The organism is Burkholderia sp. USMB20, from assembly GCF_000949135.2.
In the GTDB taxonomy this organism is placed as follows: Bacteria; Pseudomonadota; Gammaproteobacteria; order Burkholderiales; family Burkholderiaceae; genus Burkholderia.
On sequence record NZ_JTAN02000019.1, the window covers coordinates 793,004 to 808,747 of the forward strand.

10 protein-coding genes and 1 pseudogene are annotated in these 15,744 nt (G+C 67.4%); 3 read left to right on the forward strand and 8 right to left on the reverse strand.

The features are described from left to right. Positions 1–30: 30 nt before the first annotated feature. The 8 genes and pseudogenes from PL79_RS28260 to PL79_RS28295 all read right to left on the reverse strand — a co-directional run bounded on the left by PL79_RS28260 (position 31) and on the right by PL79_RS28295 (position 12,333). A pseudogene (locus PL79_RS28260) lies at positions 31–4,493 on the reverse strand (cellulose synthase subunit BcsC-related outer membrane protein). 1 nt (position 4,494) lies between these two features. Beyond that, a complete protein-coding gene (gene bcsB, locus PL79_RS28265) occupies positions 4,495–7,002 on the reverse strand; it encodes a cellulose biosynthesis cyclic di-GMP-binding regulatory protein BcsB (protein ID WP_044846958.1) in 2,508 nt (835 codons plus the stop codon). 15 nt (positions 7,003–7,017) lie between these two features. Beyond that, on the reverse strand, positions 7,018–9,243 hold the full coding sequence (gene bcsA, locus PL79_RS28270; RefSeq protein WP_082088642.1) for a UDP-forming cellulose synthase catalytic subunit: 2,226 nt from the start codon (positions 9,241–9,243) through the stop codon (positions 7,018–7,020). Beyond that, entirely contained in the window at positions 9,192–9,971 is a 780-nt protein-coding gene (gene bcsQ, locus PL79_RS28275; RefSeq protein ID WP_044846993.1) for a cellulose biosynthesis protein BcsQ, read from the reverse strand. The genes bcsA and bcsQ overlap by 52 nt, the downstream gene beginning before the upstream one ends. Then, positions 9,968–10,393: a cellulose biosynthesis protein BcsP gene (gene bcsP / locus PL79_RS28280; RefSeq protein ID WP_044846960.1), complete on the reverse strand. Its 426-nt coding sequence runs from the start codon at positions 10,391–10,393 to the stop codon at positions 9,968–9,970. The genes bcsQ and bcsP overlap by 4 nt, the downstream gene beginning before the upstream one ends. Positions 10,394–10,438: 45 nt before the next feature. Then, complete coding sequence (gene bcsD, locus PL79_RS28285; protein ID WP_044846961.1) at positions 10,439–10,894, reverse strand: cellulose biosynthesis protein BcsD; 456 nt, start codon at positions 10,892–10,894, stop codon at positions 10,439–10,441. 283 nt (positions 10,895–11,177) lie between these two features. Further along, positions 11,178–11,411: a flagellar transcriptional regulator FlhD gene (locus PL79_RS28290; protein ID WP_044846962.1), complete on the reverse strand. Its 234-nt coding sequence runs from the start codon at positions 11,409–11,411 to the stop codon at positions 11,178–11,180. Between the two features lie 724 nt (positions 11,412–12,135). Further along, positions 12,136–12,333, reverse strand: coding sequence for a flagellar transcriptional regulator FlhD (locus PL79_RS28295; protein ID WP_044846963.1), 198 nt, complete (start codon positions 12,331–12,333; stop codon positions 12,136–12,138). Between the two features lie 401 nt (positions 12,334–12,734). On the opposite strand from PL79_RS28295, the gene galU reads away from it, so the two are divergent. The 3 genes from galU (at position 12,735) to PL79_RS28310 (ending at position 15,741) form a co-directional block, all read left to right on the forward strand. After that, positions 12,735–13,619 (forward strand): UTP--glucose-1-phosphate uridylyltransferase GalU, encoded by an 885-nt coding sequence (galU, locus tag PL79_RS28300; RefSeq protein ID WP_044846964.1) that lies wholly within the window; start codon positions 12,735–12,737, stop codon positions 13,617–13,619. A gap of 98 nt (positions 13,620–13,717) precedes the next feature. Further along, a complete protein-coding gene (locus PL79_RS28305) occupies positions 13,718–14,299 on the forward strand; it encodes a phosphatase PAP2 family protein (RefSeq protein ID WP_044846965.1) in 582 nt (193 codons plus the stop codon). 176 nt (positions 14,300–14,475) lie between these two features. Further along, positions 14,476–15,741 (forward strand): glycosyltransferase WbuB, encoded by a 1,266-nt coding sequence (locus PL79_RS28310; protein ID WP_044846966.1) that lies wholly within the window; start codon positions 14,476–14,478, stop codon positions 15,739–15,741. The last annotated feature ends 3 nt before the right edge of the window (positions 15,742–15,744 follow it).

Sequence of the window (15,744 nt, forward strand, 5' to 3'; positions counted from 1 at the left end):
CGGCATCGCCACGGCGCCATGCGGATCCGTTCAATCGGCGTCGGCGAGATACGGCGACGTGAACGCGCGCGGCGGGAACGCCGGCAGGCCGCCTTGCGGCGTAAAGCTGTAACGGAGATAGACGGCCGCCGTCCACTCGCGGTATTGATACGCATTGCCGAACGAAGCCGCTCCACCAACGGCCAGCTGCGGCGCGACCTGGTATTCGCCGCGCGCGGCGAGCGAATACGCGATGCCCGTCTTGCTGCGGGCGGGATACACAGCCCCCGCGTCCAGCCCCACCGCCTGGCTGGCGGCGGCATTCGCGGCCGCTTGCGCCTGCATGCCGGAATCGAGCGGGAAATACGGCACCGCGTTCTGCCGGTAATGCTGCACGCCGAACGAACCGCTCAAATCGTACGCAAACGCGCCCGTTCGTCCCGCGTACTCGACCGGTATATTCAGGATCACGTATTGCTGCGGACTGAAATAGCCGCCCTGGCCGTACGTGAAATACGACTGGTTCTTGCTGAAGTGCATCCATGTCGCATTGACGCCCACGGTGAGCGTCCGGTCGGCGTCGCGCAGCAGGCGCGTATAGGCGCCGCCGCTGCCCTTGCCGGCGAAGTTGCGTTCGACGTGATGGCCGTCGTAGTAGTCGAACGCGCCCGCGACGTACGCGCCGCTGGTGCCGTCGTCCCAGCTCAGCGCGCCGCGCGCGCCGCTGCGCGTCACGCCGCCCCACTTGAGGCCGGCACTCGCATCGCGCGCGCCCGCGAACGAAAGCAGGCTGTCGGTCACCGCGCGACGCGTGACGGCCAGCGAGTAGGCCGCCCGATCGGTGATCGCACCGTTGAAGCGCACGCCGCCGACCACATCCTGGTACGGAAACCCGACCGGCGTCGCGCCGATATCGGCCTTCAATTGCTTGCCTTCGTAACCCAGGGAGAGACCGACGCCGCTCGCCGTTTCGGAACCCGGCGAGCCGCCGCCGGCCGACCTCGAGAGCCCCGCGCCGAACCGGGCGAGAGTCGGCACGTCGGTCGCCGAGTTGCCGCCGTCGAGCATGACCGGCGTGGCGGTCACGACGACGTGACCGTTGCCTGCCTTGATACGCCCTTCCAGCGGCGCCTCGATGTCGGTGAGGCCGGACAGCCCCGCCTCGCCCGTCCGGTTTCGGAACACGAGGCCGCCCGATGCCGTGCTGGCCTGCTCGCTGTTCACCTGGGCCAGTTCCGACGCGACGTCGAGCATCTGAGCGTTGGCGCCCGCGCCCGCATCCCGCTGCGGCGCACGGGCCACGGCCTCGCTGCCCGCATAGCCGGCCGGCGGCTGCGGGATATAGCGAGGCGGCGCATCGGCCTGCCCGTAGGCCGATGAAAGAACGGCGCGCGCGCCCGCGGCGACCTTCGTCCCGCCGCGGGCCGGCCGCCCGGCCTGGCACCCGACGCGGCCGCCGGCGAACCGGTCGCCGCCGCGGCCCGCGACGCGGGCGACATCGGCCACGGCGTGGCGACGTAGCCAGCACAGTCGTCGTTCGGATCGGACTGCGCCACGCATCCCGCGGACGCCCCCGCCGGCGGTACGTCCGCGGCAGGCTCCCGATAGGGCTGATAGCGCCGCGCGGTCGCGGGGCCGCCCGACTCGCCCGCGCCGGCAGCCGCCTGGCCATAGCCGCCGGGATCGCCGGGATCGGCAGTGACCGCCTGCGGCGACATGGCGGGCGGCACCATGCGCGCGGCCGGCACGGCGGACGGGGTGACGTAGGTCGCGGGCGGCGCGGGAGGCATCGTATAGGGCACGGTCGGAGCGGACGAAGACGGGGTGGACCAGGAAGGCACGCCCGGCAGCGGCGATACCGCGGCCCCGAAGCCGGTCGACGGATGAACGACATCGACGGCGGTCTTGCCTTCGAACGGATTGGTACCGGGCAGCGGGTTCGCGCCGATGCGCCGCATCGCGTCTTCCCAGCCGCGCGGCACGTTCGACGGCGCCGGCTTGCTGCCCGGCGGCGGCGTATTGGCGGCCAGCAGCGAACGCTGCAGATACTGCGCGGCGAGCGAAAGATTCCCCTGCGCGCGATACAGGCGGCCGGTCGCGGCAAGCAAGCCCGGGTCATCGGGCGCGATGCGCAGCGCCGTGGCCGCGAACGCTTCACCGTCGCGCCATGCCTTCGCGCTGCTCGCCGCGTAGATCGCCGCGACCAGCAAGCCCGTATCGTCGGGCCGGCGGGCCAGCGCGACCCGATAGCATTTCAGCGCGTTCGGCGCGTCGCCCGCCGACGTGTACAGCCGCGCGAGCGCGGCCTGGAGTTCGGGACTGTCGGGCATCGCGGCCAGCCACGGCGCGATGACGGCGTAGCCGCCGGCGAGGTCGCCGGCCTGGCGTACCGCATCGGCCTGCCGCACGACGATCTCGAGGTTCAGGCGTTCGAAGTCGCCGCGCTGCGCGGGCGACAGCGGCAGCGCGGCGAGCCGGCGCATCGCGTCGCCCAGCAGCGCATCGTTGCGCACGGTCAGCAGCGTCCGCGCGTACTGCAGCAGCAAATCGGCGTTGTCCGGCTCGCGCGCCAGCGCACGCTGCACGATCCACAGCGCACGCGACGTGTCGCCGGCCGCCGCATAGCCCGCCGACAACTGCGCCGCGAGTCCCGGCACCGACTGGCCGATCCCCTCGGCGTCGTGCAGCACGCCGAGCGCCTGCGCGCGGCGGCCTTCGCGCACCAGCCGTGTCGCGAGTGCCACCTGCTGGCCCACCCAGAGGCGGTGCTGCAACGTCGTCATCGCCGCCGTGCGTTGCGCGGGCGCGATGCGCTCCAGCCGCTGCAGCCCGAGGCTCCAGTCTTGCGTCTGCTCGGCCAGCAGCGCGCCGGCATAGAGTGCGTCGGTCATGTCGGGCCGTTCGGCCAGCAATCCGTCCATCATGCTGCGCGCCGACGCGATCGCGCCTTGCCGCACGTACACGCGCGCCAGATCCAGCCGCAGCCACGGATCGTCCGGATTGCCGGCAAGCGCGTCCTCGAACAGGCTGCGCGCCGTGCCCAGATCGCCGCGCGCTTCGGCTTGCCGCGCCTGCGCGGCCTCGGCCGTACGACGCAACCGGTCGAGGCCGCCGGCCTTCGCCTGCTGCTCGGCGCTCAGTTGCGTCGCGAACTGCAACGCTTCGTCGCCGCGCCCCTGCGCGGCCAGCGCGCCGACCAGGCCGCGTATCGCGTCCGGGTTGTCGGACTGACGCCGCAGCGCCATCCGGTACGCCTGCTCGGCGCCGCGCGCATCGCGATTCTCCAGCAGCGCGTCGCCGAGCATCACCTGCGCGGTCACGTTCGACGGATCGGCAAGAATCGCGCGTTCGAACAGCGCCTTCGCTCGCGCGAACTCGCCGTTGCTTTGCGCGCCGAGCGCCTCGCTCGTGTACGACCAGTACGTCGCACTGCCGAGCGCCGAGCGCCAGCGCGCCGCGTTCCCGCCTCGCGACGCGCGCTCCAGATCGCTGCGTGCCTGCGCGAAGTGCTCCTGCTTCAGTTCGACGATGCCGCGGCCGCCCAGCGCGTCGCTGTCGTTCGGCGACGTGGCGAGCACGGCATTGAAGCGGGCGCGCGCCGTGTCCAGATCGCCGCGCTCGAGTGCCGCAAAACCATCCTCGATCGCGTGGCCGCGCGCTTCGTTCGATGCGCTGCGTTGATCGCCCTCGCGCGCGGTTTGATCCTGTCGCACCATGCTGTCGTAGCGCGCCTTGACCGGCGGATCGTCGGGCACCACCTTCAGATAGGCGAGGTAGCGCGCCTGATCCGACGGCCTGGCCGCGAGCCAGAGCAGCGCCTGGCGCCAGCTCTCGCGCGCCGCCTTCCCGACTTTCGCATCGGCGGACAACGACTCGAGCCGCGCGATGCCGTCGCGGCGCGTCGCGTCGCGATAGGTCAGGTGCTGCGCATACGCGAGTGCGTAGCGCGGATCGTCGGGGTTGTCACGCGCGAGACGCTCCAGGCCGCGGCGGGCTTCGGCCCATCCGCTCGGCGTCGCCGCGAGCGCCTGGAAGTACTCGAGCTGCAGCGCGGGCGACGACGGCGCGCCCTGCAGCGCGCGCTGATACTGTTGCGCGGCCAGCGCGCTCTGCCCCGTCTGCGCGAGGCGGCGCGCGTCGCTGATCTCGCCGTCGCGCACGCTCGTCTCGCCCAGACGCTGGCCTAGCTCGTCGGTCCGCGCGAAGCCGGGCGCGATCCGGCGCAATTGTTCCAGGTAGCGGCGCGCACCGTCGACGTCCTTGCGGTCGGCGAGCACCATGCCCATGCCGAACAGCGCGTCGGGCTGATTCGGATCGACGCCCAGCACCTTCTTCCAGGCCTGCGCCGCGAGGTCGCCCCGGCCATGCGCCTGCCAGTATCGCCCCTGATCGACGAGCACCTTCAGCGGGTCGCTGCCGGCCGCCGCCGCGTGCGGCAGTGTCAGCGCGAGCAGCAGACTCGCGATACCGCCCGCGCGGGCGGCGCCGAGCCCGCGTAACCGTCGGTTTCGCATGTCACTCCTTCAGCCGGCGCGCCGCACGCGCACGCAGCAGACGATAGAAGAGCGCCGCCGCGACGAACGCGGCCAGCACGCTGAACAGCGCAAGCAGCAGCGGACGCCCCGACAGAAACCAGCGCAGGTACGTGACCGGCGGCAGCGCACCGACGTGATACGACGTTTCGTTCGACGTCACCGTGACGGTGCGATCGCGAATCACGACCATCGCGCCCTGGACCGACGTGAGCATGTCGTCGTCGAGCAGTGCGCGGCCGAGCGCCTCGTCCGCCTGCCCGCTCGCGCTGATCAACGCGACAGCGCTGCGCGTCTTGCGCAACGGCGACTCGAAGCCGGCGATCAGCGCGCGCGTGCCGTCCGAGACGATCGACAGGCCGGCGCGCACGCGTTCGCGCTCGGCGTCAGGCGACGGCGCCGCCTCGGCGCCGCCGAACAGGCCACCGAACCGGCCGCCAAACAGGCCGCCGTCGCGATCCGTGCCGAACGGCATGCGCGCCGCCCAGCGCGTCAGCAGCGGCTGGGTGTCCGGCGCGCCGAGAATCAGCAGATCCTTGGACGCGAACGCGCCGACACCGGCGGCGTCCGTCACCGTCACACCGCTGACCGGATAGCCCGTGGACACGCCCATGCGTCCCATCGCGAGCAGGTACAGGCCGTAGACGTCCGCGCCCGGCTCGGCGGGCAGCACGACGGCCGTGTCCGACAGGTCGGCCATCCGCGTGAACGGAAAGCCGCTGTTCGCAAACGCGGCGAGGTCGGGCAGCGCCTTGTAGTGCGGAAACGACGACACGTCGATCGTCGAGTCCGGGTCGATCGAACCCGCGACGTTCTGCAGCAGCCGCCCCGTGCATCGGCCCATGTCCGGGATCTCGTAGAAGAAGTGCAGCTGCAACGGCGTGCGCGGCGTGAGCAGCAGCGGCGGCACGTGCAGCGTCGCGCGGTCGATACCGTTGGCGACGAACGGCAGGTAGCGGCTCAGGCTCCAGCGCGACGTTTCCCGTGCCGGGATCGGCAGCGCCTTCACGAACGTGTCGCCGACGCTCAGGTTGAGCGACGAACGGTCCGCGCGCAGCGTCGGCGTGTAGCGATAACGCAGGTCGATCGGTGCGCCGCGCGTATCCCAGGTGAACAGATCGGGGGCGACGCGCAGATCGATCCGGACGGCGCCCGCGTCGTATCCGGACACGCTGAGCGCGCGCCCGTCGGCCAGTTCGCCGATCCGCACCGGGCGCGTCGACGACAGCCAGTTCGGCGCGTCGTACGGCACGCGCGGCGCGACGTTCTCGAGCCGGCTCACCGTGGCATGCGTACCCGCCAGCGTCTTGCTGCCGAGCACGAGCGTGAGCGCGGCGACCTTCACTTCGTCCGGCGTGCGACCGAGCACCAGCAGCAGCTGGCCGTGAGCCGGCGCCTGCCGCTCGACGACGGCCAGCGTCGGTCCGTCGATCGCCGGCAGCGTCACGCCGTCCAGACGATCGTCGGCCGTCGCGAACACCACCGCGTTGCCCGATTCAGGCAGGCCGCCGGGCCGGGCCGGAAACCGCGCGCCGCGATACGAGGCCAGCGCGCCGAACCACGACGCGACGATGCCCGCCGCTTCCAGCGTCTCCCGCGGCGGTCGCGCGGCGAATGCGAACGGCAGCTCGAGCCGCCGGACGTCCCGCGAATCGAAGAACGGCGCGGGCAGGACGCCGAGTTCCGGCCGCTCCGGCAGCGCCGCATAGGTCAGCTCGAGCCGGCTCGCGTTGCTCACCGTTGCCCACAGCGACGAGTTGGCGGGATCCTCGCAGTCTTTCGTGTAATGACCGATCAGCTGAACGTTCAGATGGTTGTACTCGGTGACGAAGCGCGGATCGATCGACACGTCGCGCGCAACCGTCATGCCGGCTTGAGCGGCCGGCAACGGCAGCGTCGCCGCCACTTCGCCGTTGATCAGCACCTTGAGCTGCGACAGATCCGGCAGCAGCGCGGGCGAGTAGCTGTAGACCAGATGCAGCGTCGCGCCCATGACGACCTCGTCGCGCCGGACCGAGAACGCGATGCCGTTCTGGCCGTCGGTACCCCGCAGCTGCAGCGGATCGCGTGCCCCGAGATCAGCGAACGTCAATGCCTGGCGCCGGCCGCCGGGCACGAGCGTGCCGGGCTCGGCCGTGGTCGGCAGCATACCGAAGCGGCGACGCGCGGCGTCGGCCGCCGGCACCGGTTCGGCGAGCGGCGCGGGGCGCGCGGTGTCGGGCCCGACGACTATGGCCGGCGACGGCGGCGCCGCATCGCCCGACGACATCGCGCCATCCGCCGCGCGCATCGCGCCGGGCGCCTGCATCCCGGCGGCCGCTGCCCAGCTGCCCGATGCGATGCCGCCCGCCATTGCCCAGAGCAGTAGCGACACCATCCTGCGCGACACGCGCGCATACCGGCCGACACGTGCAGGAACCGCGACAACCGCGCCCTGCGAAATGCACGCCTTGCGGCGCGTGCTGCCGCGCTGTCGCGACGCCCACGTCATTCTTTCCGCCTCATGCTATTTTTTTTCGTTGCTGCGGCCGCCACGCGCGTACACGCGCAGGTCCGCGTACAGGCGCGCGATCAGGCGAAGCAAGCCCTGCACGCCGACCTTCAACAGATGCAGGAACGCACGCAGCGGCGAATCGGGACGGCGGCCGTCCGTCCAGTCGATCCATGCGTCGGCTCGGGCAAAGGTCGAACTGACGAGATCGAACTCCTGCTGCTGCGACAGGCTCTCGAACCGGATGCCGACGCGCCCCGGTTCGACGTATTCGACCGTCGCGGGAAATGCGTACTCCTCGACACCGCGAAACAGCGATACCGTCACCAGCTCGCCACGCGGAATGCGCGCATCGTCGGGGACTGCCACGCCGATCCCGCCCTCCGAGTAGTCGCGCGTTTCGCATGCCAGCGTCCGGCCATTCGCGAAGCGCAGCATGACCGGAATCCGCGCCGCGACACGATGGGACACGCGTACCTGCCGGCGCTCGTTCGCCGCCGCGACGGCGAGCCCCAGAATCAGGATGTTGTAGGTCGTCCATGCCAGGTTGAACGCCGTCGTCTGGACTTCGCTGCCGACGTGACGGTTGAGCGACAGGTTCAGGACGCCCACCGCGAGGCCGATCACGTTCAGGACCACCAGGCTCAGATACGGTTTCGACACTGCCCAGTCGAAGTAGCCGCGGTCGATGCGTCCGCCCTTGGCCGTCACGTTGAACTTGCCCAGTCGGGGATTGATCAGCGCAAGCATCGTCGGCAGCGCGATGTACGACGCGAGCACGGCTTCGTAGACTTCGGCCCAGAACGAATGGCGGAAGCGGCCCTGCATCCGCGAGTTCGTCACGTTCGCATGGATGACGTGGGGCAGCGCATAGAGCGCAAGCATCGTGGCCGGGGCATGGATCACATGCGCGTCGAAGAACAGGAACGACAGCGGTGCGGTCAGGAACACGAGCCGCGGGATCCCGTAGAAAAAATGCATCATCGCGTTCAGGTAGCACAGCCGCTGGCTCAGCGTCAGTCCGCGCCCGAACAGCGGGTTGTCGATGCGGAATATCTGCGTCATGCCGCGCGCCCAGCGGATGCGCTGGCCGATGTGCCCGGTCAGGCTCTCGGTGGCCAGCCCCGCCGCCTGCGGTATCGCAAGATAGGCCGTCGTATAGCCGCGGCGATGCAGCTTGAGCGCGGTGTGCGCATCCTCGGTCACCGTCTCCGTCGCGATGCCGCCGATCTCCTCCACCATCGAGCGGCGCATCAGCGCGCACGATCCGCAGAAAAACGTCGCGTTCCAGAGATCGTTGCCGTCCTGCACCAGTCCGTAGAACAGTTCGCCTTCGTTCGGCACCTTTCTGAAAATGCCGAGGTTGCGCTCGAACGGGTCCGGCGAAAAAAAGTGATGCGGCGTCTGCAGCATCGACAGCTTTGGATCCCGAATGAACCAGCCTAGACAGATCTGCAGGAACGAGCGCGTCGGCACGTGATCGCAATCGAAGATCGCGATGTATTCGCCGTCGGTGATCTTCAATGCTTCGTTGAGGTTGCCGGCCTTGGCATGGCGATTGTGATCGCGAATCGTCCAGTGCACGCCGACCGACTCGCAGAACGCGCGGAATTCCGGGCGACGTCCGTCGTCCAGCACGTGGATCGACAGCTTGTCGGCCGGGTAATCCAGCGCGAGCGCCGCGTAGATGGTCGGCTTGACGACGCTCAACGGTTCGTTGTACGTCGGAATGAACACGTCGACGCTCGGCCAATGCGCGCGCGACGCGGGCAATGGCAGCGGCTTGCGCCCGAGCGGCCACGCGGTCTGGAAGTAGCCGAGGATCAGCACCGCCGCCGCATAGACTTCGGCCGCCGCGAGCAGCGTGCCCCACACCGCGTCGAGCGGATGCGACCACACCAGCGTGCCGGACAATCTCCAATACATGTAACGGCCGGTGGCCACCACCGACAGCACGATCATGACGAGCGTCGCATAGCGTCCGCCCAGGCGACGGACCACCAGCGAACAGGCGATGCAGCAGGTGGCGAACACGAGCTGCCCGATCGCGTCGAGCGGCACCGTACACACGAAATACAGCGCCAGCAGCGTGCACGCGGCCACCGGCAGCGCGACGAACCAGCCGCTCCCGGGCAATGCATCGACGAACCGGTCGACCGCCGACGGCCGCGCGACCTCCCCGCGGGCGCTCAAGCGATGCTCCGCGCGGTGTCGCGCCGAGCGAGCACGCGCTCGAGCCATGCACCGCACGCGTTCAGGTCGGCGGCGGCCTGCGAACGCGGGTCGTAGCGATTCACGGTCGTCCGGGACGCGAGCGATTCCGCGACCCCTTCATCGCGGTGAATCACGCCGCCGAACCGCGCCGCGCCGAGGCTGTCGCACAGCACGCGCAGCACATCGCGGCCCAACTCGCGCGACTGATCGACCTGATTGACCACGTAGCCGTCGCCCACGAAATCCGCGCGGCTCGCGGCATACGCGTCGAGCATCCGCCGCATCTGCGGAATCGTTGCGTACGAGGCCGCATCGGCCAGCACGACCTTGAGCACGAAATGCGCGGCCGTCAGCGCGGCGCGCATGTATACCGAGGTGCCCGGCGGTGTATCGATGATCACGATGTCGTCGTCGCCGAGCCCGAGCGCGGCAAGCCCGTGCGCGAGCCACGATGGATCGCGGTCGAGCAGCCGCTCGAAGCGGCGTTGATCCGTTTCGCTGACCAGGCCGAACGGAAACACCGTGATCCCGTCGACGACCACGGCCGGCCAGTTCAGCCTGTCGAGCGCAGCATGGGCGAGCCCGTCGGTCATGTCGAGCGGCACGCCGAAATGCAGCTTCAGCGCATTCTGCGGATCGAGATCCACCACGCTCACGCGCCGGCGTCGCGACGCCGCCAACACGGCCGCGAGATTCGCCGCCAGCGTCGTCTTTCCGACGCCGCCCTTTGCCGAAGCGATCGCGACGATTTTCATGAGCGGCCGGTCCACACCGACGGCTTCTTCGGCGCCTCGCCCGTCGGCTCCGTGCGCAGCCGCTCGAACAACCGAACCAGCGGCTGTGACGGACCTTGCGCGTCCGTGCCATCCGATGCCGCCGGCCTGCCGACCAGTTTCTTCAGCGTGCCGGATGCTTGTTCGCGCCCGCCGTTATCCTGCGCGGACGCAGGCAACGCACGCGTGTCGGCCAGTACGATTTTGCGCAGGCTGTCCGCGCCGTCCGGCGACCCGGCGCCCGGTTGCCCGTGCGACTCACTCGCGCGCAACTCGACACCGCCGAGCAGCGGCCAACGCGCGCGTGCCACTTCGGCGTCCGCTTCCGCACGTACTTCGTGATAGCGTCCGGCATCGCCGCCAAAACGCTTGAACAACGATTCGATATCCCGTGAAGTCGACATAGCGTGCCCATTGGTTATCGCGGAAGTTCCGGTCGGCCCGGTCGCTCAGTTCTTTGCGCGCGCAACACGCAGTTCGATCCGCGAATCGTCCGGCGGCGCGACGTCCTGCGTCACGCGCAAACCGGTCGCGCCGACACTGTCGAACCAGCCCTGATACGCGCCTTCGAGGAAGGCGGAAGACCATGCGAGACAGCCGTCGCCGAACGCGCGCAACGGCGCGGCGTAATGAACGATGCGCAGGAAATCGTGTTCGTCGGACAGTTCGGCGTAACCCCACTGCATGTCGCGCCAGCGGGCATTCAATGCATCCGCGAGATCGTCCGTCGACTCGCAAGGGCCAAGTGGATGCGCGGCTGCGAAGCGCATGCCGATGCGCGCCATCAATTGCCTCAGCTCGTCCCGATCGAGCTGATCGGTGAATTCACCGGCCAATGCCTCCAGGAAGCCGCGCCATTGGATCGACACATGGCGCTCGAGTAGATGCTCCAACATTCCCTGCATGGACGACGAATCCCCGGTGAAAGACAATTATCGGCGTGGCCGCATCGTGTGCTTCGCGTGCGGACATCGTGGCAACAGCGTTTTTGCGCATCGTAGCGAATCCAATTAGACGAATGGGATTCGACATCTAGCCGAAAAACGCCAAACTATCGGCCACCGCCGACAATTGACGGGCGTGGCCACGGCGGCAGCCGAGCGGCGATTGGCCGCGCGGACAGGCAAGCCGATATACGGCCAGGCTCGTGCGCGGCGCGACGCATGAAACGTTGGAAAGGTCGCCGTATCAGGCCCGGCCGGGCGAGGATTCCGCGCGGAATTCGCAGAACAACTCGCGACGCTCGGCGAGTTCGTCGATCTGTGCCGGCGTCAATGCGGCAACGATCGCAGCCGTCTCGTCCGACATGCCCAGTTGTTGTTTCGCCGCTTCGCGATCCGCTTGCAGCAAGCGCTGGGCAAGCGTCAGATACGAACGGTTGAATTCCGCAATCGCGTCGAAGATGTCGTCCTGTTCGGACATGGGCGTTCCTGATTTTGGACGGTGATTGCATTCAGCCGGCCGCAGCGCGCGTATTGGCAATACGCGGAGTTTCGGCCCCGCACTCTACGTGTCGCGCACGGCGACGAGCGGACAAAACCTAGCGGTAATCCGCCACCTCGCGGGTTGCTCGTATTTCCGTTCGTGAAAACACGACACGACGGAGCGGCGGCATACGGTTCGGCAAAGTCGCGTGGCGATCGCCGGCCCACCCAAATGCTTGCCGGAACGCGCAGCGCCGCCGGCAGATGCCTGCTATGCAGCCCGTGTCACGCGCTCGCGCCAGAAATCCCCGCGGGCGCCGAAAATCTTGCTGCACCATTTGGTGCCGTCCCAATACACGGGAAAGCCGTACGGATGTCCCGGCCATCGGCCCTCACACCACATCGGTTCCGCGGGAGGATCGGTGCATGGAAGCCAGACACCGGCCCAGCCGGTGCGCTGCCGTTGTTCGGATATCGTCATGGTGTCTATGGTCGAATGCGTCATGGTGACTCCACTTTCGCCCTTCTGTTTGGCAATTGCGTTTCAACGATAAATATATTTCGTTCGGTTCTTTTTCTTCCTTCGCATATAGCGGGAGCGTGGCGCGCTTTCGTCCACGCATGCCGGAAACTCGACGGCTCCCGGCCACGGGGCCACCATCGCAATCCGGCCCGCACATTTGCAAGCAGGTGTTGCGACGAGACGACGCCAGCGTTGCCATCTACGGCTGCGATCCGCGGCCGACCAGCGCTTCGATCTCGGTTGGCGTCAGCGCGATGATCCGTGACGCGATCTGATTCGAGATGCCCAACTCGCGTGCCGCGACCTCGCAATCGATCTTCAACATCTGCTGCATCAGTTCGAGATAGGCAGGATCGAGTGCGCCCAACGCCCGGCAAATATCATCCTCTTCCGTCATCACGCTCTCCTAAAGACATGCCCGTGAACGCGATGCATCGGCACACACTCGCATCTGCAAAATCCGACCGGGTTCCGGGCTTTCGCTTCGAACCGTATCCCAACCAAGCGAACGCCTGTCGACAAACGACAGCCGTCATCCGCTATATAACGCCGAGCCGGCCATTTGCACACTGTTTCAAAATAATTCTTGCGCCAACGTATGGTTTCGCAATCAACCTGTCGGATTCGCCCAAGATTCAGTCGCCGCTTTATTTCCGAACACATTAGGATTTCCCGAATCGCACGTGCGCGGCCAGGCAATTGCGTCCTGTGCGACTTCGAATCTCTTGTTGCGTCCGGACACCGACATCGCACCTCGACGTTGTCTGCTCTTCATTCCGAACTCATGGAATTACCACTATGTTGAAAGTGACGAAAGCCGTCTTTCCGGTCGCCGGCCTGGGCACGCGGTTCCTGCCGGCCACCAAGGCCAGTCCCAAGGAAATGCTGCCGGTCGTGGACAAACCATTGATCCAGTATGCGGTCGAGGAAGCGATCGAAGCGGGCATCACGGAGATGATTTTCGTGACCGGACGCAGCAAGCGCGCGATCGAGGATCATTTCGACAAGTCGTACGAGATCGAGGCCGAACTCGAGGCACGCGGCAAGGACAAGCTGCTGTCGCTGGTGCGCAGCATCAAGCCGAGCCATGTCGACTGCTTTTACGTGCGCCAGGCCGAAGCGCTCGGGCTCGGCCATGCCGTGCTGTGCGCGGAGAAGCTCGTCGGCGACAATCCGTTCGCGGTGATCCTCGCCGACGATTTGCTCGATGGCCCGAAGCCGGTGTTACGCCAGATGATCGACGTCTTCGATCACTATCATGCGTCGGTCATCGGGGTCGAGGAAATCGCTCCCGAAGATTCGAAATCCTATGGCGTGATCGACGGCAAGCGCTGGGAAGACGATCTCTTCAAGCTGTCCGGCATCGTCGAGAAGCCCGAACCGGCGAATGCGCCGTCGAACTTCGGCGTGGTCGGCCGTTACGTATTGAAACCGAAGATCTTCGAGCATCTCCGCGGGCTCAAACCCGGCGCGGGCGGCGAATTGCAACTGACCGACGCGATCCAGTCGCTGCTCACCGATGAACAGGTGCTCGCGTATCGCTACGACGGCACGCGCTTCGATTGCGGCAGCAAGCTCGGGTACCTGAAGGCGACGATCGAGTTCGCGCTGCGGCATCCGGAGGTTGCGGCGGACTTCGAGCGGTATTTGCTTGCGCGGATGTCGGAACAGCTGGTCGTCTGATGCCGATCGTGCGCCGTGGTGACACGCGGCGCATCGCGTTGCCGGCTTTTCATCCCACGAGCGATCGATAACTCCGTTTCGTCCAGCGAGGACCGGACATGTGGCTCGCTATCGGCAACCTCGGTGACGCGGCGCTGACGCTGCCGCTTGCCGCCATCTGTTTCGCGTGGCTCACTCGTTCGATGTATGGCTGGCGCATTGCGTTGTCGTGGGTCGTGCTGCTTGCCGTCGCGATGCTCGCCGTCGGACTGACGAAAGTTCTCTACGCCGGATGCGGGTTGCAGATCCGGTCGATGAACTTCCGCATGATCAGCGGGCATACGATGCTTGCCGCGACTGTCTGGCCGATGGCGTGCCTGCTGATGCTGCACGACGGGTGGAACGTTCGCCCTGGCCCGGCGCTGTTGCCGGGGCTCGTCCTCGCCGCGACGATCGGCGTTGCACGCGTACGCGACGATGCACATAGCGCGTCCGAGGTGATCGCGGGGTGGATGCTCGGCGCGCTCGTTACCGTCGTGTTGCTGAAACGATGGACGGACGCACCGATCCTGCCGCCGGCCATGCGTCCGCTCGCCGTGGCTTCGACGCTTGCCGTGTCCGCCCTCGCCTACGGATATCACGCGCCGATTCAGGCGGCTATCGAGATGTATTCGCCGCTGGTCTGCACGCGTCTTTTCTGACGACTGTCTGCCGCATCGGGTAACGCTGCCCGCGGCGTGCAATCTCGCCCACGATTCACACGGCCGCCGCAGACGATTGGCGGCACCGATCAACATTCTGTCGGACTCGCACGATAAGCATTACCGACAATGCGCTTATAACGCACCGCACCATTTTTATCTTTCGCTGGGAGCCGATGAAGATCCTCGTATACGGCATCAACTACGCGCCCGAGCTGACCGGCATCGGCAAGTACACCGCGGAGATGGCGGAAACACTCGTCGAAAAAGGCCACACCGTGCGCGTCGTGTGTGCACCGCCGTACTACCCCGAATGGCGGGTCGCCAGCGGCCACTCGGCGCTGAGCTACTCGACCGAACGACGCAGCGGCGTCGCGCTTTGGCGCGCACCGTTGTGGGTTCCGTCGCGACCGAGCGGCGCGCGCCGCATCGCGCATCTCGCGAGCTTCGCGCTTTCGAGCTTCCCCGTCATGCTGCGGCATGCGTTCTGGCGGCCCGACGTCGTCGTGTGCATCGCGCCGAGCCTGCTGAACGCGCCAGCCGGCTGGCTCGTCGCACGGTTGACCGGCGCCCACGCGTGGATCCATATCCAGGATTACGAGGTCGATGCGGCGTTCAGCCTCGGAATGCTCAAGGGATCTCTGCTGAAGCGCGCCGTGCTTGCCATCGAGCGTACGCTGCTGAAGCGCTTCGATACCGTGTCGACGATCTCCGGGAAGATGGTCGAGCACGCGCTGCGCAAGGGGATTCATTCAAGCAAGCTCGTGCATTTCTCGAACTGGGCCGACACCCACTCGATCTATCCGCTCAAACGGCCGAGCGAGCTGCGAACGGCGTTGTACATCTCTCCCGCCGCGACGGTAGTGCTCTATTCCGGCAACATGGGTGCCAAGCAAGGGCTGGATATTCTCGCCGACGCGGCTCAACGACTCGTATCGCGCGACAATCTGGTGTTCGTCTTCTGCGGCAACGGGCCCGCGCGCGCCGAGCTCCTCATGCGCTGCGGCGGCCTCAGGAACTGCCGCTTCATCGAGCTGCAGCCTATCGGCCGGCTCAACGAGCTGCTGAATCTGGCCGACATTCACGTCCTCCCGCAACGCGCCGACGCTGCCGACCTCGTCATGCCGTCGAAGCTGACCGGGATGTTCGCGAGCGGGCGGCCCGTGATCGCGATGGCGAGCCCGGGGACGGAGCTGCATGACGTGGTCGCGCCGCGCGGGATCGTCGTGCCGCCGGGCGATTCCGAAACGCTTGCATCGAGTATCGACGCGCTCGCCGCCAATGCGGCCGAGCGCACTCGCCTGGGACAGGCCGGGCGCAGATTCGCCGAGGCCGTCCTGTCGCGTGACGCGGTGTTGAGCGATTTCGACACCAGGTTGCGCGCATTGCGTCCCGAGCCGTCCAATGCCGACGTGTCAGGCGCACGGCATCCGGATTTTTGAACC